This window comes from Streptomyces sp. NPDC087270 (assembly GCF_044744625.1).
In the GTDB taxonomy this organism is placed as follows: Bacteria; Actinomycetota; Actinomycetes; order Streptomycetales; family Streptomycetaceae; genus Actinacidiphila.
Genome location: NZ_JBIUYR010000019.1, coordinates 29,823 through 48,106, shown reverse-complemented (window position 1 = coordinate 48,106; position 18,284 = coordinate 29,823). Strand labels below are relative to the sequence as shown.

Genomic DNA, 18,284 nt, shown 5'->3' with positions numbered 1-18,284 from the left:
CGTCCGCAAGGGGCAGCCCCCCACCACCGGCCGGTGGTGAAGGCACGTCCGCAAGGGGCAGCCCCCCAGGGGCGCGGGGAACTGCGCGGGGAACCGGCCACGGGCCGGTGGTGAAGGCACGCCCGCAAGGGGCAGCCCCCCAGGGGCGCGGGGAACTGCGCGACAAGCCCGCCACCGGCCGGTAGTGAAGGCACGACCGCAAGGGGCACCGTCCTAGGGGCGCGGGGAACTGCGCGACAAGCCCGCCACCGGCCGGTGGTCGGGGAGGAGAGCGGGACCGCAGCGGCGCGTAGCCGGGAGAAGCACCCACCGAGGGGTGGTCCCGGGCCGGACGGGACGGGGGCACCCGGGTGGGTCCGGTGGCGCCCCGACCGCGGGGGGCTGAGACTGGGGGCGATGCGCCTTCGATACGCGGTGGCCGCGGCGGCCACAACGGTGGTGGGTGCCGGCGCAGCCGCATTGGCGGCGGGCCGGTACGGCTCCGGGTTCGCCCTGAACCCGGCGGTCGCGGGCCCCGCCCCGGAAAGCCTGATCACGGTACGCAGCGTGACCCCGGACGAGGTCGTCCTGACCCGCACCCCCGCCTCGGAGCGCCCGGGCGTGTACGGCCTGACCGGCGCAGGCGTGCACGCCACCGTCGGACCGGTGGTCGCGGTCGGCGACCGCGGCCACTCCGTCACCCGCACCCTGGCCCGCGTGGACAAGGGCTCGCTGGCCGCGGGCGCGTTCGTCCGGATGACCCCGCAGGCGTACACCGGTGACCCGCGCGGCGCGCGCGGATTGGACTTCGCGGAGCCGCAGGTCCCGGGGGAGCTGGGCCCGATGCCGGCCTGGTACCTGCCCGGCGCCCGCTCCACCTGGGTGATCGCGGTGCACGGCGTCGGCGCCACCCGCGAGCAGGCCCTGTCCGTGCTGCCCGCCCTGCACCGCTTCCGGCTGCCGGTCCTGGTCCCGTCGTACCGCAACGACCCCGGCGCCCCCGCGTCCCCGGACCGCATCGGGCACCTCGGCGCCACCGAGTGGCGCGACCTGGACGCGGCGATGCGGTTCGCGGTGGAGCACGGCGCCCGGGGACTCGTGCTCTACGGCTGGTCGAGCGGCGCCGCGATGGCGCTGCGCGCCCTGCACCGCTCGCCGGTGGCCGGCAAGGTCGTCGGCCTGGTCCTCGACTCGCCGGTGCTCGACTGGCGCGCCACGGTCACCGCCGCGGTGCGCTCGCGCCGCCTGCCCCGCGTGCTGACCCCGCTCGCCGTGCGCGCCGCGGAGGGCCGTACGGGGCTGCGCGGCACGCGGCATACGGAGGCGGCCGCGGAACCGGCCGTGCCGGCCGGGCTCACCGTACCGACGCTGATCGTGCACGGCCCCGACGACACCTTCGCGCCCTGGTCCGCGTCCCGGGCGCTCGCCGACCGCTACCCCGGCAAGGTGGCCCTGCACCCGGTGCCGGGGGCCGCGCACACCGCGATGTGGAACGCCGACCCGGCGGTCTACGAGGAGACGCTGCGCCGCTTTCTCACCCCGCTCATGTGAGCGCGTTCACAGTCGGGTTTGGGATTATGGGCGCCGAGCGGCGAGACTGATCAGGTGACGTCCCGTATCCCGCGAGACACTCCGCTCCGCCTCGTCCCCCGCCGGCCGCTCACCGCGGCCCGCAGGACCGCCACGACGCGCAGGTCGCGACCGGCGCGCCCCCCCGAGGGCACCCCCTCGATCCCCGAACTCGCCCGCTTCGCCAGGACCGAACTCGCCGCCGCCGTACGCCTCGCACGCTGGGCCGGCACCGGCCCCGGCACCGCGGGACCGACCGGGATACTGCCGGACGCCACCGTGCGCGAGGCCGCCGCGGTCCTCGGCCTGACGCCCGGCCAGATCCGTGCCGCCTGGGACCGGGCCCGGCTCTCCGGCCTGATCGAACTGCACCGCGGCGCCGCCCGTCCCGGCTGGCGGCTGCGGGCCTGGGACACCGACGACACCGCGGTCCTGCGCGGCTGGGTCGCGCTGTTCGACGCGTGGTCGCTCGCCCACCCGTTCCTCCCGCCGCCCGACACGGAGGCGGGCGGCGGGGCGGGGTCGAACGGCACGGAAGGCACCGGCGGCACGGCCGGCACCGGCACCGGTGGCGGCTCGCTCGGCGCCGACCCCGCGCTGGTCGCCGAAGTCATCGAGGCCGCACCCCAGTTGCTCTCCTTCCTGCACCTGTCGCAGGGCCCGGTGCCGCTCGACACCCTGCTGGACCTGCTGCGGCAGCGCGTCGCCGAACTGCGCACCGAGCGGCACGAACCGCCCGCCGCGGGCGACCCGCTGCCCGCACTGCTGGAGTGGGTGCTGGACGCCGCCACCGACGTGGGGGCGCTGCGCCCGCGCGACCCGAAGCGCCCCGACGAGGCGGCGCTGACCCCGCTCGGCAGCTGGGCGGTGTGGGTCAAGCTGGAGCAGATCTGCGTGGCCGCCCAGGGCCCGGCCGGGAACATGGAGCAGTCCGCCGACACGATGCTGCGCGCCTGCGCCCGGCTCTCCCCGGGGCCGGCCCGCACCGAGTACCGCGCCTGGCTGGCCGCCCGCCCGGTCGCGCCGGCCGTCGCCGAACTGCTGGAGACCGCCCGCGGCGAGGACGCGCTGCTGCGCGGGCTGGCCTTCGAGGCGCTGCGGGTGGTCGGCGACCCGGCCGAGGCGGCGGTGCGCGCGGTCGTCAACGAGCCGACGCTGCGCCCCTACGCGGTGCTGTGGCTCGCGGAGTTGGACGGCGGCGACCCGGACACCGCGACCGCGCTGCTGACCCGCGAGGAGGCCACCTGGCTGTGGGTGGACACCGCGGCCGCGGTCGCCGACCACGGCGACGACCACCTGCTCGTCAGCCATCTGGAGACGGCCGTACAGGGCTCGGTGCCCGGGCTGCTCCAGGAGGTCCGGCTGGCCGGCCACCCGCGCACCGTGCAGGTCCTGGTCGCGCTCGCCGCCGCGCACCCCGACCCCGCGCTCGCCAAGGCGGTGCGCAAGGCCGCGTTCCAGGTGCACACCGGGGAGTCGTGAGGGGAACAGGCGTCAGGGCGAGGGGAGTTCGGGGGCGTAGGTGCCGAAGCACCACAGGTTCCCCTCCGCGTCGCCGGCGATCAGCAGGGCGATGGCGCCCTTCGCGTCCTGGTACCGCAGGGCGGGGTACACGCTGAGCCGGTCCGCCGTGAGGGGTCTCCCTTCCTGACGCCGGCCAGTGCCGCGCACTGGCACACGTTCGATCACGGGCGATGTGCGAGGTGGCCGCGCGGGAGCGGCGCGGCGGGCGCGGAGCCGGGAAAAGCGGTTGCGGAGCACCCGTAGAATGGACCCATGGCAGTTCTGCTCCTCGATTAGCCGCGTCGACCAGCCGCGGCGTCGACCCATCGGTCCTGACCCATCCGTCCGGGCCCATCGGTTCCGACGCCCGCTCCGACCGCCGTCCGCGGGCCGGCTTCCGACGCCTTCGCGCCGCCGCGCCCCGGGTATCTCGTCCTCCGCTGCCGCCCCTCGCGGCGCCCATCGCTCTGGAGCTTTTCCACGTGATCACTGCCACCGGCATCGAGTTGCGCGCCGGCGCCCGCGTCCTCATCGAGTCCGCCTCCTTCCGTGTCGCCAAGGGCGACCGCATCGGCCTGGTCGGCCGGAACGGCGCGGGCAAGACCACCCTCACCAAGGTGCTGGCCGGCGAGGGCCAGCCCGCCGCCGGAAGCGTCACCAACTCCGGCGAGGTCGGCTACCTCCCGCAGGACCCGCGCAGCGGCGACCTCGACATCCTCGCCAGCGACCGGGTGCTGTCCGCCCGCGGCCTCGACGTCGTGCTGCGCAAAATGCGCGAGAACGAGGAGCGGATGGCCAGCGGGAAAGGCGCCACCCGCGAGAACGCGATGAAGAAATACGCGCGGCTGGAAACCGAATTCCTCACCAAGGGCGGATACGCCGCCGAGGCCGAGGCCGCCACCATCGCCGCCGCGCTGGGCCTGCCCGACCGGGTGCTCGGCCAGCCGCTGCGCACCCTGTCCGGCGGTCAGCGGCGCCGGGTGGAGCTGGCCCGCATCCTCTTCTCCGACGCGGACACGCTCCTGCTCGACGAGCCCACCAACCACCTCGACGCCGACTCCATCACCTGGCTGCGGGACTACCTCAGGACCTACCGCGGCGGATTCATCGTCATCTCCCACGACGCGGACCTCATCGAGACCGTCGTCAACAAGGTGTTCTATCTCGACGCCAACCGCTCCCGTATCGACGTCTACAACATGGGCTGGAAGCTCTACCAGCAGCAGCGCGAAGCCGACGAGAAGCGCCGCCACCGCGAGCGCGCGAATGCCGAGAAGAAGGCGGCCGCGCTAAATTCACAGGCCGACAAGATGCGCGCCAAGGCCACCAAGACCGTCGCCGCGCAGAACATGGCGCGCCGCGCGGAGAAGCTGCTCTCCGGCCTGGAAGAGGTCCGGCAGGCCGACAAGGTCGCGAAACTGCGCTTCCCCGACCCCGCGCCGTGCGGCAAGACCCCGCTGATGGCCGCCGGGCTGTCCAAGTCCTACGGCTCGCTGGAGATCTTCACCGACGTCGACCTGGCCATCGACCGCGGATCGCGGGTGGTCATCCTCGGGCTGAACGGCGCCGGCAAGACCACCCTGCTGCGGCTGCTGGCCGGTGTGGAGAAACCCGACACCGGCGACGTCACCCCCGGCCACGGCCTCAAGCTCGGCTACTACGCCCAGGAGCACGAGACCCTCGACCCGGACCGCACCGTGCTGGAGAACATGCGGTCCTCCGCGCCCGACACCGACCTGGTCGAGATCCGCAAGATCCTCGGCTCCTTCCTCTTCTCCGGCGACGACGTGGACAAGCCCGCCCGGGTGCTGTCCGGCGGCGAGAAGACCCGGCTGGCGCTGGCCGCGCTCGTCGTCTCCAGCGCGAACGTCCTGCTGCTCGACGAGCCCACCAACAACCTCGACCCGGCCAGCCGCGAGGAGATCCTGGGCGCGCTGCACACCTTCTCCGGCGCGGTCGTGCTGGTCACCCACGACGAGGGCGCGGTCCACGCGCTCGAACCCGAGCGGATCATCATGCTGCCCGACGGGGTCGAGGACCTGTGGAGCCAGGAGTACGCCGACCTGGTCGCGCTGGCCTGAGCCGGCCGCGGGGCGACGCGGCCCCGTACTGCGCCGTTGGGCCGGATGATCATGCCGAATCGATCATTCGGCCCATCGTTGATCCTTCATCTGTATGAGTCGGTCTCGTACCGCCCCCTCACCCCGGCCGACGGCCGGCCCGGCCCGGCGTTCAGTGCCGTGACGTCGGGAAACTCCTTACGGACCCGGCTGACCTGCCGGTATTCCCGAGGCTGTGATCTCGGTACGGAATTGGCGACCCGGAAATAGCGCGCGCACCGGGTTCTGCCGGGGCTATCAGGGCATTCAGACGCTGAATGTACGGGGATGGACCTTGTCGAATGGGTGGCCAGGAACGTGGTTAGGGGTGATCATGAGAGTCCATAGCGCACTTCCCTGGAGGAGGCACGGGTGGCCGAGACTCTGAAGAAGGGCAGCCGGGTGACCGGCGCCGCGCGCGAGAAGCTCGCGGCAGACCTGAAGAAGAAGTACGACTCCGGTGCGAGTATTCGAGCCCTGGCCGAGGAGACCGGCCGTTCCTACGGGTTCGTGCACCGGATGCTGAGCGAGTCGGGCGTGGCCCTGCGCGGTCGCGGCGGCGCCACGCGGGGCAAGAAGGCCACCGCGGCCTGATCCCCGCGGGGAATTCCCGCGGGCGGGGGCGGAGCGGACGCGAGCAGCGTCCCCCATCGCCCCGGGGCATGAACGGGCACCCGTCCGTCCGGCGAGCCGACCGAGTGGTTACCCTTCGGTAATCATGTCAGCGGTCCGCTCGGAGGTGCCCGATGCCCGATGCCCACGTCCTGCTCGAACGCGACGGAGTCCGGCTCACCCTGGACGGCGCCGTCGCACACATCACCCTCTGCAACCCGGCCAAGCGCAACGCCCAGACGCCCGCCCTCTGGCGGGCCCTGGCCGAGGCGGGCCGGCTGCTGCCGGGGAGCGTACGGGTCGCGGTACTGCGTGGCGAGGGCGTGTCCTTCTCCGCCGGACTCGACCGGCGCGCGTTCACCCTGGAGGGCTTCGACGGCGAGCCGTCCTTCCTCGACCTCGCGCGCGGCACCGAGCAGCAGCTCGACGAGGCCGTCGCGGGGTTCCAGGAGGCGTTCACCTGGTGGCGGCGCGCCGATCTCGTCACGGTCGCCGCTGTTCAGGGCCATGCGATCGGCGCCGGTTTCCAGCTCGCCCTCGCCTGCGACATGCGGGTCTGCGCGGATGACGTGCAGTTCGCCATGCGGGAGACCTCGCTCGGGCTGGTGCCCGACCTCACCGGCACCAAGCCGCTGGTCCAGCTGGTCGGGTACGGGCGGGCCATCGAGATCTGTCTGACCGGGCGGTTCGTGCGCGCCGAGGAGGCCGCGCGGTGTGGGCTCGCGAACGTGGTGGTGCCCGCGGCGGAGCTGGACGGGACGGTGGCGGATCTGGTCGCGGCGGTGTTGGCGGCGCCGCGGGACGCGGTGATCGAGACCAAGGCGCTGTTGCGCTCCGCGCTGAGCGAGCCGGAGGCCGCCCAGCGCGCGGCCGAGCGCGCGGCTCAAGGGCGCCGCCTCCGCGACCTCGCGGGGGCGGGTGACTGAACCCCCGGGTGCCCCGTCCTGTCGGCCGAGGGACCACCTGCCGGTGAGGGGTCGCTCGCGCCGTTCCTCGCGCCCCTGGGTGGGTGCGTTCCGCGAAAGGAGCCGCACACCACCAAGGGCACCGTTTACGTGATGTCGGTGATGATGACGGCTGTGGAGACCGGGCCGGGGGCGCCCGGGGTGGTGGCGGTGGTGGCCGCGGTGGCGGCTTCGCGGGCGACGGCGAGCGGCCGGAAGGACCGCGCCGTGGCGATCTGGAGCTGAACGTGCCGGGCCGGCCCGGCCGGCGCCTCGGTGTCGCGGACACGCACCCCGCCCCGCCCGGTCAGCCGCCGCGTCAGGCGGGCAACCCCCGGCACCGCCCGCACCGCGGCCTCCGCGGCCCGCGCCGCTTGCGCGGTGCCCTGGACGCCGCTCTGCCCGCTCTCCTCGTCGTCCGCGCTGTCACCCTCCAACTCCGTCCGGCCGCGGCCGGACCCGACCGCGGCGGACGGCTCCTCGGGATCGTCGATCAGCCCGGTGACCGCGAGGTCCACGACCCGCACCGGCAACCCCAACCCGTCCTCGCCCGCGGCGGCGAACAGCGCGGTCCGCAGCCGCTCGGCCATGACCGGCAGCGGCTCGCCCACCACGGCCTCGAACCCGGCCTTGATCCGCAGCGGTCGGTGCGGCAGCGCGCCGAGCGGGGCGGCCGCGGGCAGGTCCGGCTGGTCGGGGCCGCCGTCGCCGTCCGCGGCCGGCAGGACGTCCACCCGGCCGAGCCGTACTCCTGGCAGCGCCGCGCAGACCGTCCGCAGAGCCGCCACGGCCGTCCGCTCGGTGATCCACGCCGCGTCCTCGGGCCCGCCGAGCGGCAGCAGCCGACCCAGCGCGACCTGCTCCCGTACCGTTCGAGCCAGCCGGTCCATGGACACCACGCCTCGCCTCCCGCGGGCCGACCACTCGGATGGGGGGTCGGCGACAACCCACTCGCCGCATCCCCCACGCGTAAGGGGGCATGCGCACATAGTGTGGAGCACGGAGCAGCCCAGACGGAGGGACGACTCGCGATGACCGACACCGCACAGCAAGGCACCCCGGAGCCGAACGGCTCCTCGCTGTCCGAGGGCAGGACACTGGACAAGGGAAGTTCGGGCGGCCGCAAGGCGCTTGGAGACCCCGCCACCCGAGGGCGTACCACGATCGCCGACGGCGTGGTCGAGAAGATCGCCGGCCTCGCCGCTCGCGACGTCCTGGGCGTGCACGCGATGGGCACCGGCCTGTCCCGCACGTTCGGCGCGGTACGCGACCGGGTGCCCGGCGGCGGCCGTTCGGTGTCGCGCGGGGTCAAGGCCGAGGTCGGCGAGGTGCAGACCGCGCTCGACCTCGACATCGTGGTCGAATACGGCGTGTCGATCGTCGAAGTCGCCCGCGCCGTACGGGAGAACGTGATCGCGGCGGTCGAGCGGATGACCGGCCTCGAGGTCGTCGAGGTCAATGTCGCCGTCGGCGACGTGAAGTTGCCCGACGAGGACGATGACGACGATCGCGAGCAGCGGGTCCAGTAGCGGGCCCGCAGGGACGGACCCGGTTCCAGCACAGGCGGAGGCGGTCATGGCTGAGGGGACGGAGAGCGCGGAATGAGTATGGCGGTGATCGGCCTGGCCGTGGGAATGGCGCTCGGATTCGCCGGATGGTTCGGCGGGTTCGGGGCATTCCTGCTGGTGGCGGCGCTCGGAGTGGTCGGATTCGTGGCGGGCAAGTTCCTGGACGGTGACATCGAACCGGGCGAGTTCTTCAGGACACGTGACCGCGACCGTGACCGGCGGCGCTGATGGCGGGAGCCGTACCCGCCCGGATGCCGGCCGCGGAGCGCGGCGCGCTGCGGATCGCGGACCGGGTGATCGCGAAGATCGCCGCGCAGGCGGCTGGTGAGGCGCTCGTCGGCGCACCCGGCGGCGACCTGGTGCCCGACATCGCGCGGCCGCACGCCACCGTGTCGGTGCGCAAGGAGACCGCCCGGCTGCGGCTGGCCCTCGAACTCGGCTATCCCACCGACATCGGCGCGGTCTGCGGCAACGTGCGGCGCCATGTGACCGGCAGGGTCGAGGAGCTGACCGGCATGGCGGTACCCGAGGTGGCGGTCGAGGTCGAACGCCTGCACTCGGCCGCCGGCCGCCGCAAGGACGAAGGGAGGGTGAGGTGAGCGACTACGGCTCCGGCCCCGACCGGCCCGCGGACCGGCACGGCGACGCCGGCGGAGCGGACGGCGGTCGCGGCCCCGGCGGCGAGGGCGGCGGCCCGTCCTACGGCCCCGGCCCGGACAGCGGCTCCGGCCCGTCGTACCGGCCCGGCCCGGACAGCGGCTTCGGCCGGTCCGACGAACCCGAGCCGACCGTCAAGCTGCCCACCCTCGACACGCGCGAGCCCGAGCCGGACACCGGCGCGATCCAGTACGCCCCGGCGGCCGGTGAACCCGGCGCGGTGCGCGCCAAGCGCTTCTGGTCCGGCCGCCGTGTCCCCGCGGCCATCACCGCCGCCCTCTGCACCGCGCTGACCGGCCTGTTCCTCTACGACATCGCCGCGGTGCGCACCGACCGCAAGGCGATGGCCTGGCGCAAGACGCTGGCGCGCGAACTGGCCACCCGTCACCTGGACAACGTGTGGATCATCGTCGGCGCCGCGGTGGCCGCCGTGGTCGGCCTGTGGCTGCTGCTGCTCGCGGCCACCCCGGGCGAGCGCGGGGTGCTGCCGATGGCGCGCCGCGGCTCGCAGGGCGTGCGCGCGGGGCTCGACCGGCACGCGGCCGAACTGGTGCTGCGCGACCGGGCGATGGAGGTCGCCGGAGTGCGCTGGTCACGGGTGAAGGTGAGCCGCCGCAAGGTCAAGGCGCGCGCCACCTCGCACTTCCGCGAACTGGACGACGTACGGCGCGATCTGACCGCCGCTCTGGACACGGCGGCCGGGCAGCTCGGGCTCGCCAAGGCGCTCGGGATGCGCGTGCACGTCCAGCGGGCCGACAAGAAGGCGTGAGGAGAGGGCGCATGCGCACCACACTCAACCGGGTCATGCTCGGCCTGCTCGGTCTGCTGCTGCTGGTGGTCGGCCTGTCGGTCCTGGTCGGCGGCCTGAACCTGGAGAAGCACTGGAACTTCACGATGCCGCACTGGTGGCCGTGGAGCGGGCCGAAGGACGTGCTGCTCAGCACGCACGACCGGACCCGTTACCGCTCGGACGGCTGGTGGTGGCCGGTGGTGATCGCGGTGCTCGCGGTCCTGCTGCTGATCGGCCTGTGGTGGCTGTTCGCGCAGGCGCGCAGGCGGCGGGTGCGGCAGGTCCGGGTGGACAGCGGCGACGGCCAGGGCGCGCTGCTGCGCGGCCGGGCGGTGGAGGACGTGCTGCGCTCGGAGGCGGAGGCGTACGACGGGGTGGCGTGGTCCGGCGCCCGGCTGGTGGGCAAGCGCGGCAACCCCTCGGCGCGGCTGGTGCTCGGACTGGAGCCGCACGCCAACCCGAAGGAGGTCGTGGCGGGGCTGGACTCCTCGGTGCTGGAGCGGGCCCGCACCTCAGCCGGGCTGGAAGAGCTGCCCGCCGAGGCCCGGCTGCGCGCGGTGCGCCACCGGGCCCGCCGGGTGAGCTGACGCGCTCACAGCCGTCCGACGATCGCCATGTTGCCGATCGGCCCGACCAGCACCACCGCGGCCGTGAACGCCAGCGCCATCCAGAGCATGTAGCGGGAGGACTCGGGGCCGGCCCACGACTGCTCCTTGCGGTTCATGGCGGCGTACTTCTCCGGGTACTCGACCATGAACCTCCGCCGGGCCCGCTGCCCGCGGACGGCCCAGCGAACCATCAGCCACGTCATCACGCCCAGGTCGGCGGCCCACCACAGTCCCACCCATATCCCCGTCACGGCGGCCGAGCCTACCCCTGGGATGCCGCTCCGGCGCCCCTTCGGTCAGGCGGTGGTGTCCGCCCGCCGGCCGGTCAGCGCCAGCGCGCTGTTGACCAGGCCGATGTGGCTGAACGCCTGCGGGAAGTTGCCCAACTGCCGCCCCGCGACCGGGTCCCACTCCTCGGCGAGCAGCCCGACGTCGTTGCGCAGCGAGAGCAGCTTCTCGAACAGGTCCTTCGCCTCCTGCGGCCGCCCGGTGGTGTGCAGGGCGTCCACCATCCAGAACGAGCAGGCCAGGAAGGCGCCCTCGGTGCCGGGCAGGCCGTCCACCCCGGCGGCCTCCGGGCTGTAGCGGCGGACGAAGCCGCCGAGGTCCAGCTCGGCGCGGACCGCCTCCACCGTGCCGACCACCCGGGGGTCGTCCGGCGGCAGGAAGCCGACCTGCGGGATCAGCAGGGTGGCCGCGTCCAGTTCCCGCGAGCCGTAGGACTGGGTGAAGGTGTTGCGGTCGGCGTCGTAGCCCTTCGCGCACACCTCGGCGTGCACCTGGGCGCGCATGGCCCGCCAGCTGTCCACGTTGCCGCGCAGTTTGGGCTGGGCCTCCATGGTGCGCACCGCGCGGTCGGCGGCGACCCAGGCCATCACCTTGGAGTGCACGAAGTGCCGGCGCGGGCCGCGTACCTCCCACAGGCCCTCGTCGGGCTCGCGCCACTTGGACTCCAGGAAGTCCATCAGGGAGCGCTGGAGGTTCCAGGCGTGCGACTCGGCGGCCAGGCCGCGCTCGCCGGCGAGGAAGAGGGAGTCCATCACCTCGCCGTAGACGTCGAGTTGGAGCTGTCCGGCGGCGGCGTTGCCGATCCGGACCGGGGCCGAGCCCTGGTAGCCGGCCAGCCAGGGCACTTCGTACTCCGGCAGCCGGCGCTCGCCCGCGATGCCGTACATGATCTGGAGGTCGGCGGGGTCGCCGGCGACCGCGCGCAGCAGCCAGTCCCGCCAGGCGTGCGCCTCGTCCAGGTAGCCGCCGGCGATGAGCGCGTTGAGGGTCAGGGCCGCGTCGCGCAGCCAGCAGTAGCGGTAGTCCCAGTTGCGGACGCCGCCGATCTCCTCGGGCAGCGAGGTGGTCGCGGCGGCCGCTATGCCGCCGCTGGGGGCGTAGGTGAGCGCCTTGAGGGTGATCAGGGAGCGCAGGACGGCGTCGCGCCAGGGGCCTTCGTAGCGGCACTGCGAGGACCAGGACTCCCAGTCCTTGAGGCAGTTGTCGAGGGCCGCGAACGGGTCGACCTTGCGCAGGTGCCGGGCGTGCGAGGCGTTCCAGGTGAGCACGAAGCCGACCCGCTCGCCCGCGGAGACGGTGAAGTCGGCGTAGGTGCGCATGTCCTTGCCGTACATCGGCACGTTGGGAGTGCTGCGCAGCCATACGGAGTCGGGGCCGGCGGTGGCCACGCGGTGGCCGTCGATGCGGCGCATCCAGGGCACCACGTTGCCGTAGTCGAAGCGCAACACCAGTTCGGCGTGCATGGCGACCTCGCCGGATATGCCCTCCACGACGCGGATCACGTCGGGCGCCTTGTCGCGCTGCGGCATGAAGTCGGTGACCTTCACGGTGCCGTTCGGGGTCTCCCACACCGTGTCGAGGACCAGGGTGTCGCCGCGGTAGGAACGGGTGGCGCAGTGCGAGGAGTTGACCGGGGCTATCCGCCAGCGGCCGTTGTCGCGGTCGCCGAGCAGCGCGGCGAAGCAGGCCGCCGAGTCGAAGCGGGGCAGGCACAGCCAGTCGATCGAGCCGTCCCGGCCGACGAGTGCGGCGGTCTGGAGGTCCCCGATGATCGCGTAGTCCTCGATGGGTGCTGCCACGTGTCCGCCTCGCCGCCTTCTTCTGGCCGTCGTCGGCCGTCACCTGGTGCAGTCGCCCCTTGACCGTACAACTCGGCGGCGGGGGGCCGGTGGCCGGGTGGGACGGCGGGCGGCGGCGACCCCGGCGCGGCCGGCGGCCGGCGGGACGAGGGTGGGCGACGGCGCGGGGACGACCGCGCCGGCGCGCGCAGGGGCGAGGAGGGCGCCTCGGTGGGTGCGGGGCCTGGGCGGCTGCGGGGCCTGGGCGGGTGCGGAGCCTAGGCGGGCGCCGCCGTTCCGACCCGGTCGACGATGCCGGCCGCGCCCTCCGCCTTGGCGCAGTGCGCGCAGCAGTAGAAGCGGCCGTCGACCGCCACCCCGTGGCCGACGATCTGCACGCGGCAGTGCTCGCAGATCGGTGCCATCCGGTGGATCGCGCACTCGAAGCTGTCGAAGACGTGCACCACCCCCTGGGCGTGCACCTCGAAGCTCAACTCGTAGTCGTTTCCGCAAACCTCGCAACGGGCCATGGAGCACAGGGTGCGGAACGGCCCGCCGGTGGGCAACACAGCTCGCGGCACGGCGGCGTGCCACGGTGCCGCTTTCACCCGTACGGCGGTGTACGGCACCCAGGTGTCAGCCGTGTACACCCTCGGCGGGCCTGACCGCCTTGAGCAGCTCGGCGAAGCGCTCCTCGTCGATGATCGGGGTGCCCACCTGCCGTGCCTTGATCGCCTTGGTGGTGGGGGAGTCGGGGTCGTTGGTGACCAGCAGGCTGGTGAGGCGGCTCACCGAGGAGGCGACGTGCAGGCCGGCGTCGGTGGCCCGGTCCTCCAGCAGTTCGCGGTCGATGCCGGTGTCGCCGGAGAACGCCACCCGCATGCCCTGCACCAGCGGCCCGTCCGGCGCCAGCCGCCCGGGGTTCGGATACGGGCAGGCCGGCCGCTTGCGGGCCGGGCGCCAGCCGGCGTTGCCGTAACCGGAGCCGTGGATGCGGCCGTAGCGCGGGGCCGGCACCGGTCCGTCCTGGCCGGGGTGGGCGGCGGCCGCGGTGTCCTTCCACTCGGTCAGGGGGCGGCAGGCGTGCAGCGGAAGCGGCAACTCGGCGGCCGCCGCCAGGTGCAGGCTCGGCCGGAACGCCTCGGCGAGCACCCGGGCGTCGTCCAGCGCGTGGTGCGCCCGGCGCTGCTGCACGCCGTAGTGCGCGGCGAGCGTCTCCAGCTTGTGGTTGGCCAGCGGCAGTCGCAGCTCCTTGGCCAGCACGATCGTGCACAGCCGGTGCTCGACCGGGGCGGTGGCCTGCGCGCGGGCGAACTCCCTTGCCAGCATGGACCAGTCGAAGACCGCGTTGTGCGCGACGAGCACGCGTCCGGCCAGCCGTTCGGCGAGGTCGTCGGCGATCTCGGGGAAGAGCGGCGCCTTCGCGAGCATCGCGCCGGTGAGGCCGTGAATCCACACCGGGCCGGGGTCGCGCTGCGGGTTCACCGGCGAGTACCAGTGGTCCTGCACCTCGCCGTACGCGTCCAGCCGGTAGACGGCGGCGGACACTATCCGGTCGTCCCTGCTGAGTCCGGTGGTCTCCACGTCGACCACGGCGTATCCACCGGGATAACCGGAGGGCCACGGCGTCGGCGTCGGTGACGGGCTCGGCATCGGCATCTGCGTCGGCCCGCGGGGGGCAGGAGGCGGCTCGGTCCGGTTGTCCAGCATGGTCATTGAGGATAAGGGCCGTCGCCGACAGCGTTTCCCACCCGCCTCCGCGCAAGCCGGCTCTACCAGTGGGTAACAACGTCTGGCGTACCCCGGGTAACAGCACCTATGGTGCGTTCATGCCAGATCTGCCGAACGTCGTGCTGTGGTCGGTGCCGGCCTTCGTGCTGCTCACCGTCGTGGAGTTGGCGAGCTACCGGTTCCACCCCGACGAGGACGCCGCCGGGTACACCGGGAAGGACACCGTCACCAGCCTGTCCATGGGCGCGGGCAGCCTGTTCACCGACGCGATGTGGAAGATCCCGATCGTGGCGGTCTACTCCGCGCTCTACGCGCTGACCCCGCTGCGGGTGCCGCTGCACTGGTGGACCCTGCTCCTGGCGCTGCTGGCCCAGGACTTCTGCTACTACTGGTCGCACCGCGGGCACCACGTGATCCGCGTGCTGTGGGCCTGCCACGTCGTGCACCACTCCAGCCGGAACTTCAACCTCTCCACGGCGCTGCGCCAGCCCTGGACCAGCCTCACCTCCTGGCCGTTCTACCTGCCGATGGTCGCGCTCGGCGTGCACCCGGCGGTGCTCGCGTTCTGCACGTCGGTCAACCTCGTCTACCAGTTCTGGATTCACACCGAACGGGTCGACAAGCTGCCGCGCGCGGCCGAGTTCGTGCTCAACACCCCCTCGCACCACCGGGTGCACCACGCCTCGCAGGGCGGCTACCTCGACCGCAACTTCGGCGGCATCCTCATCGTCTGGGACCGCCTGTTCGGCTCCTTCACCGCGGAGACGGAGCGGCCGGTCTACGGGCTGACCAAGAACATCGCCACGTACAACCCGCTGCGGGTCGCCACGCACGAGTACGCGGCCATCGCCCGCGATCTCGCGGCGGCCCGGACCTGGCGCGACCGGCTGCGGCACCTGTGCCTCGGCCCGGGCTGGCAGCCGGCGGACGCGCAGGCGGGCGCCGGGTCGGGCGGGGGCGCCGGGTCAGGCGGGGGCGTCGGAGAAGGCGGGGGCGTCGGAGAAGGCGGGGGCGTCGGGGGAGGGGCGCCGAACCAGCTCCTTCAACAAACTGTTGCAAAGGGCGTGGAGTCGCGTACGCTGCCGCGGTAACAGCTTCCACACCCGCGAGCCGCCGTATCGCCCCCGGCGCGATCTAGTGTGGGGGTGGGGAAACGGCAGCGGGCGCCACGCGGGCGCCCCGGCGGGAGAGGAGGAGCCGTGCTCGTCGACACCTACGGTCGGGTGGCCACGGACCTCCGGGTCTCGCTCACCGACCGCTGCAACCTGCGCTGCACGTACTGCATGCCCGAGGAGGGCATGCAGTGGCTGGCCAAGCCCGACCTGCTCACCGATGACGAGATCGTCCGGCTGATCCGCGTCGCCGTCACCGAACTCGGCGTCACCGACGTGCGCTTCACCGGCGGCGAACCGCTGCTGCGCCCCGGCCTGGTCGGCATCGTGGAGCGCTGCGCCGCCCTGCGGCCACGCCCCCGGCTCTCGCTGACCACCAACGGGATCGGGCTCGGCCGTACCGCCGCCGCCCTGCGCGCCGCCGGCCTGGACCGGGTCAACGTGTCGCTCGACACCCTGCGCCCGGACGTCTTCCGCACCCTGACCCGCCGCGACCGGCACCACGACGTGCTCGCCGGCCTCGCCGCAGCCCGGGCCGCCGGCCTCACACCGGTCAAGGTCAACACCGTGCTGATGCGCGGGGTCAACGACGACGAGGCGCCCGACCTGCTGGGCTGGGCGCTCGCCGAGGGCTACGAACTGCGGTTCATCGAGCAGATGCCGCTCGACGCCCAGCACGGCTGGCAGCGCTCCGACATGGTCACCGCCGACGCGATCCTGGCCGCGCTCCGGACCCGCTTCGCGCTCACCGCCGAGGGCGAGTCGGTCCGCGGCCACGCGCCGGCCGAGCGCTGGCTGGTGGACGGCGGCCCGGCCCGGGTCGGGGTGATCGGCTCCGTCACCCGGCCGTTCTGCCGCGCCTGCGACCGGACCCGGCTGACCGCCGACGGTCAGGTGCGCAACTGCCTGTTCGCCCGCGAGGAGTCCGACCTGCGCGGCGCGCTGCGCTCGGGCGCGGCCGACGGTGAGGTCGCCGCGTTGTGGAAGGCGGCGATGTGGGGCAAGAAGGCGGGCTCGGGCCTGGACGATCCGGCCTTCCTCCAGCCGGACCGGCCGATGTCAGCCATCGGCGGCTGACCGGGCCTCCCACTGCGTCAGCGTCACCACGTCCTTCAGGAAGCCGCGCACCCCGAGGAACTGGGAGAGCTGCTCGCGGTGCTCCTCGCAGGCCAGCCAGGTCTTGCGCCGCTCCGGCGTGTGCAGCTTGGGGTTGTTCCAGGCCAGGACCCACACGGCGGCCGTCCGGCAGCCCTTCGCCGAGCAGGTCGGCCTCTCGTCGCTCATGGCACCCATGTAAACATGGCGACGCCGGGCAGCCACGGGGGGAGCCGCCCGGCGTCGGTCCATCGCTCCGACGGGGGATACGGAGCGCGTACCGCAGTATGTCACGCGGTCTGCCGCGCGTGGAGGGGGAACCCGATGATTGATCTGAGCTTTTCTTGAGCTTCCCCGGCCGACCGTCATAGGTCTGGACCAGTCATGGACGCGGTGGCCGGGTCAGCCCGCTTCCGGGTGTTCGCCGACCGGCTCCTCCACCCGTTCCGGGACCCGCTCGGCGGCCGCCTCGACCCTCGACGGCTCCAGGGCCGGCCGGGCCAGCGGCGGGACATAGGAGGAGGTCGGCAGGTTCGGGGCGTTCTCCCGCCCGCCGTTGGCGAACACCACGGCCACGTACGGCAGCAGCACACCCACGATGAGCGTCGCCCAGGCGAGCGGTCGCTCGATGTTCCACAGCACCACCGTGAGGATCACCGAGACGGTGCGGATCGACATCGAGATGATGTACCGCCGCTGGCGCCCGCGTACGTCGTCGGTGAGCCCGGTCCGTGCACCGGTGATCTGGAAGATCTCCGACCCGCCCTGCTTCCCCATCCCGCTCCACCGCCTGCTCCATACACCGGGTTGTGCCGATCACGGGTCACGACACCTGCTGCCCGGTAGGTCCAAGGTACGCCGCCGGGCCGCCGCGCAGCAGGGCGGGGCGGGTGCGGGTGTGCGGTGCCGGGTCTGCGTCCCGGTCGGTAGGCGGCCGCCCGACATGCGGCGTAGACCACCCGGACGGACACTTGCGGAACGGCTGCCGGGCATTCGCCGTCCGGCCGGAGGAGGCGAGCGGCATGGGTTGGTTGTGGGCGATCATCGTCGGCCTGGTGCTCGGTCTGATCGCGAAAGCGATCATCCCGGGCAAGCAGAGCCTGCCTCTGTGGCTCACTGTGATCTGCGGTATGGGCGGCAGCGCGCTCGGCAACGGCGTGTCCCGGTGGCTCGGCGTCCGCGACACCAAGGGCATCGACTGGACCCGGCACGTCCTCCAACTGATCGGCGCGATCGTGCTGGTGGCGCTCGGCGACGCGCTGTGGGCCGCGCACAGGCGGCGCAAGCGCACCACGTCGGTGTGACGCGGGGCGGCCCGGACGGCGGCGCCCTACGGCAACTGCCGTAGCCACGGCGGTGGACGGCGGCGCTTTACGGCAACTGCCGCAGCCACTGCGGCGGTACCCGGTCGGTGAGCCACACTCCGTTCGCGCTGAGCCGGAACTCGCCGCCCTCCGCGGCCAGTCCCGCCGCGTCCACCGCCAGCACCACCGGACGGCCGTGCCGCGAACCCACCCGCGCGGCCGTCTCGGTGTCCGCCGACAGGTGCACGTCCTGCCGGGACATCGGCCGCAGCCCGTCCCGCCAGATGAGCGGCAGCGTGGCCGCCGCGGTGCCGTGGTAGAGCACCGCCGGGGGATCGGCGGCGGCCAGGCCCAGCTCCACCGGCACCGAGTGGCCCTGGCTGGCCCGTATCCGGCGGCCGTCCGCGGAGTAGGCGAACGTGCGCTTGTTGTTCGTCGCGACCACGTGGTCCAGGTCGGCGCGCGAGATCCGGCGGCCCCTGGCGGCGCACCCGGCGAGCAGCTCGTCGACTCCCACCCAGCCCGCCTCGTCGAGGGTGATGCCGGCGGCCTGCGGGTTGTGCCGCAGGACCAGCGACAGGAACTTCGAGACCTTGACCGCCTGCTTCTCGTCGAGCATGTGCCCCCCTCGGCCGGGGCCGGCCGGG

The 18,284-nt window shown here is 73.5% G+C and carries 20 protein-coding genes and 1 pseudogene; 13 read left to right on the top strand and 8 right to left on the bottom strand.

The window, feature by feature from the left end:
• The first annotated feature begins 396 nt into the window (after positions 1-396).
• From ACIPAE_RS31245 to ACIPAE_RS31225, 5 genes are all read left to right on the top strand, one after another.
• Positions 397-1,530 (top strand): alpha/beta hydrolase, encoded by a 1,134-nt coding sequence (locus ACIPAE_RS31245; RefSeq protein WP_402449790.1) that lies wholly within the window; start codon positions 397-399, stop codon positions 1,528-1,530.
• 54 nt (positions 1,531-1,584) lie between these two features.
• A complete protein-coding gene (locus tag ACIPAE_RS31240) occupies positions 1,585-3,030 on the top strand; it encodes a hypothetical protein (protein ID WP_366412464.1) in 1,446 nt (481 codons plus the stop codon).
• A 503-nt stretch (positions 3,031-3,533) separates the two neighbouring features.
• Positions 3,534-5,132, top strand: a complete 1,599-nt coding sequence (locus tag ACIPAE_RS31235; protein WP_328462619.1) for an ABC-F family ATP-binding cassette domain-containing protein — start codon at positions 3,534-3,536, stop codon at positions 5,130-5,132.
• Between the two features lie 390 nt (positions 5,133-5,522).
• Positions 5,523-5,744: a helix-turn-helix domain-containing protein gene (locus tag ACIPAE_RS31230; RefSeq protein ID WP_202232978.1), complete on the top strand. Its 222-nt coding sequence runs from the start codon at positions 5,523-5,525 to the stop codon at positions 5,742-5,744.
• Between the two features lie 152 nt (positions 5,745-5,896).
• Complete coding sequence (locus tag ACIPAE_RS31225; protein WP_402449787.1) at positions 5,897-6,688, top strand: enoyl-CoA hydratase/isomerase family protein; 792 nt, start codon at positions 5,897-5,899, stop codon at positions 6,686-6,688.
• A 125-nt stretch (positions 6,689-6,813) separates the two neighbouring features.
• Here the strand turns inward: ACIPAE_RS31225 and ACIPAE_RS31220 are convergent, their stop codons facing one another.
• Complete coding sequence (locus ACIPAE_RS31220) at positions 6,814-7,605, bottom strand: nucleopolyhedrovirus P10 family protein (RefSeq protein ID WP_402449785.1); 792 nt, start codon at positions 7,603-7,605, stop codon at positions 6,814-6,816.
• 132 nt (positions 7,606-7,737) lie between these two features.
• On the opposite strand from ACIPAE_RS31220, the gene ACIPAE_RS31215 reads away from it, so the two are divergent.
• From ACIPAE_RS31215 to amaP, 5 genes are all read left to right on the top strand, one after another.
• Positions 7,738-8,235, top strand: a complete 498-nt coding sequence (locus tag ACIPAE_RS31215) for an Asp23/Gls24 family envelope stress response protein (protein ID WP_329370717.1) — start codon at positions 7,738-7,740, stop codon at positions 8,233-8,235.
• 72 nt (positions 8,236-8,307) lie between these two features.
• Positions 8,308-8,502: a hypothetical protein gene (locus ACIPAE_RS31210; RefSeq protein WP_328462609.1), complete on the top strand. Its 195-nt coding sequence runs from the start codon at positions 8,308-8,310 to the stop codon at positions 8,500-8,502.
• Positions 8,502-8,873 carry an Asp23/Gls24 family envelope stress response protein gene (locus tag ACIPAE_RS31205; RefSeq protein ID WP_329370720.1) on the top strand — a complete coding sequence of 124 codons (372 nt, stop codon included), beginning with the start codon at positions 8,502-8,504 and terminating at the stop codon, positions 8,871-8,873. The genes ACIPAE_RS31210 and ACIPAE_RS31205 overlap by 1 nt, the downstream gene beginning before the upstream one ends.
• Positions 8,874-9,070: 197 nt before the next feature.
• Entirely contained in the window at positions 9,071-9,700 is a 630-nt protein-coding gene (locus ACIPAE_RS31200) for a DUF6286 domain-containing protein (RefSeq protein WP_329374389.1), read from the top strand.
• A gap of 11 nt (positions 9,701-9,711) precedes the next feature.
• The gene (amaP, locus tag ACIPAE_RS31195) at positions 9,712-10,308 is read left to right on the top strand and encodes an alkaline shock response membrane anchor protein AmaP (RefSeq protein ID WP_328462603.1); all 597 of its coding nucleotides are present in this window, start codon (positions 9,712-9,714) and stop codon (positions 10,306-10,308) included.
• A 5-nt stretch (positions 10,309-10,313) separates the two neighbouring features.
• On the opposite strand, the gene ACIPAE_RS31190 is transcribed toward amaP, so the two are convergent.
• From ACIPAE_RS31190 to ACIPAE_RS31175, 4 genes and pseudogenes are all read right to left on the bottom strand, one after another.
• Complete coding sequence (locus ACIPAE_RS31190; protein WP_329370722.1) at positions 10,314-10,580, bottom strand: hypothetical protein; 267 nt, start codon at positions 10,578-10,580, stop codon at positions 10,314-10,316.
• A 45-nt stretch (positions 10,581-10,625) separates the two neighbouring features.
• Positions 10,626-12,428: pseudogene (locus ACIPAE_RS31185) on the bottom strand (glycoside hydrolase family 15 protein); the annotation flags it as partial.
• Positions 12,429-12,673: 245 nt separating this feature from the next.
• The gene (locus tag ACIPAE_RS31180) at positions 12,674-12,925 is read right to left on the bottom strand and encodes a hypothetical protein (RefSeq protein ID WP_328462599.1); all 252 of its coding nucleotides are present in this window, start codon (positions 12,923-12,925) and stop codon (positions 12,674-12,676) included.
• A 106-nt stretch (positions 12,926-13,031) separates the two neighbouring features.
• The gene (locus ACIPAE_RS31175; protein ID WP_402449780.1) at positions 13,032-14,105 is read right to left on the bottom strand and encodes a DEDDh family exonuclease; all 1,074 of its coding nucleotides are present in this window, start codon (positions 14,103-14,105) and stop codon (positions 13,032-13,034) included.
• A 119-nt stretch (positions 14,106-14,224) separates the two neighbouring features.
• Between ACIPAE_RS31175 and ACIPAE_RS31170 the strand changes: the two genes are divergently transcribed.
• On the top strand, positions 14,225-15,217 hold the full coding sequence (locus ACIPAE_RS31170; protein WP_402449778.1) for a sterol desaturase family protein: 993 nt from the start codon (positions 14,225-14,227) through the stop codon (positions 15,215-15,217).
• Positions 15,218-15,325: 108 nt separating this feature from the next.
• Positions 15,326-16,315: a GTP 3',8-cyclase MoaA gene (gene moaA, locus ACIPAE_RS31165; RefSeq protein WP_329370727.1), complete on the top strand. Its 990-nt coding sequence runs from the start codon at positions 15,326-15,328 to the stop codon at positions 16,313-16,315.
• On the opposite strand, the gene ACIPAE_RS31160 is transcribed toward moaA, so the two are convergent.
• Together ACIPAE_RS31160 and ACIPAE_RS31155 are read right to left on the bottom strand one after the other, a co-directional pair.
• Complete coding sequence (locus tag ACIPAE_RS31160) at positions 16,298-16,522, bottom strand: hypothetical protein (protein WP_328462595.1); 225 nt, start codon at positions 16,520-16,522, stop codon at positions 16,298-16,300. The genes moaA and ACIPAE_RS31160 overlap by 18 nt on opposite strands.
• A gap of 213 nt (positions 16,523-16,735) precedes the next feature.
• Complete coding sequence (locus ACIPAE_RS31155) at positions 16,736-17,110, bottom strand: DUF3099 domain-containing protein (RefSeq protein WP_329370729.1); 375 nt, start codon at positions 17,108-17,110, stop codon at positions 16,736-16,738.
• Positions 17,111-17,355: 245 nt separating this feature from the next.
• On the opposite strand from ACIPAE_RS31155, the gene ACIPAE_RS31150 reads away from it, so the two are divergent.
• On the top strand, positions 17,356-17,637 hold the full coding sequence (locus ACIPAE_RS31150; protein ID WP_329370731.1) for a GlsB/YeaQ/YmgE family stress response membrane protein: 282 nt from the start codon (positions 17,356-17,358) through the stop codon (positions 17,635-17,637).
• A gap of 67 nt (positions 17,638-17,704) precedes the next feature.
• On the opposite strand, the gene ACIPAE_RS31145 is transcribed toward ACIPAE_RS31150, so the two are convergent.
• Positions 17,705-18,256: an RNA 2'-phosphotransferase gene (locus ACIPAE_RS31145; RefSeq protein ID WP_402449774.1), complete on the bottom strand. Its 552-nt coding sequence runs from the start codon at positions 18,254-18,256 to the stop codon at positions 17,705-17,707.
• Between the last annotated feature and the right edge of the window lie 28 nt (positions 18,257-18,284).

Bases quoted from the DNA above. Each gene is read 5' to 3' on its own strand.
- ACIPAE_RS31245 (WP_402449790.1), top strand. From the start codon at position 397: ATGCGCCTTCGATACGCGGTGGCCGCGGCGGCCACAACGGTGGTGGGT.
- ACIPAE_RS31225 (WP_402449787.1), top strand. From the start codon at position 5,897: ATGCCCGATGCCCACGTCCTGCTCGAACGCGACGGAGTCCGGCTCACC.
- ACIPAE_RS31215 (WP_329370717.1), top strand. From the start codon at position 7,738: ATGACCGACACCGCACAGCAAGGCACCCCGGAGCCGAACGGCTCCTCG.
- ACIPAE_RS31210 (WP_328462609.1), top strand. From the start codon at position 8,308: ATGAGTATGGCGGTGATCGGCCTGGCCGTGGGAATGGCGCTCGGATTC.
- ACIPAE_RS31205 (WP_329370720.1), top strand. From the start codon at position 8,502: ATGGCGGGAGCCGTACCCGCCCGGATGCCGGCCGCGGAGCGCGGCGCG.
- amaP (WP_328462603.1), top strand. From the start codon at position 9,712: ATGCGCACCACACTCAACCGGGTCATGCTCGGCCTGCTCGGTCTGCTG.
- ACIPAE_RS31180 (WP_328462599.1), bottom strand. From the start codon at position 12,925: ATGGCCCGTTGCGAGGTTTGCGGAAACGACTACGAGTTGAGCTTCGAG.
- ACIPAE_RS31175 (WP_402449780.1), bottom strand. From the start codon at position 14,105: ATGCTGGACAACCGGACCGAGCCGCCTCCTGCCCCCCGCGGGCCGACG.
- ACIPAE_RS31170 (WP_402449778.1), top strand. From the start codon at position 14,225: ATGCCAGATCTGCCGAACGTCGTGCTGTGGTCGGTGCCGGCCTTCGTG.
- ACIPAE_RS31160 (WP_328462595.1), bottom strand. From the start codon at position 16,522: ATGAGCGACGAGAGGCCGACCTGCTCGGCGAAGGGCTGCCGGACGGCC.
- ACIPAE_RS31155 (WP_329370729.1), bottom strand. From the start codon at position 17,110: ATGGGGAAGCAGGGCGGGTCGGAGATCTTCCAGATCACCGGTGCACGG.
- ACIPAE_RS31150 (WP_329370731.1), top strand. From the start codon at position 17,356: ATGGGTTGGTTGTGGGCGATCATCGTCGGCCTGGTGCTCGGTCTGATC.
- ACIPAE_RS31145 (WP_402449774.1), bottom strand. From the start codon at position 18,256: ATGCTCGACGAGAAGCAGGCGGTCAAGGTCTCGAAGTTCCTGTCGCTG.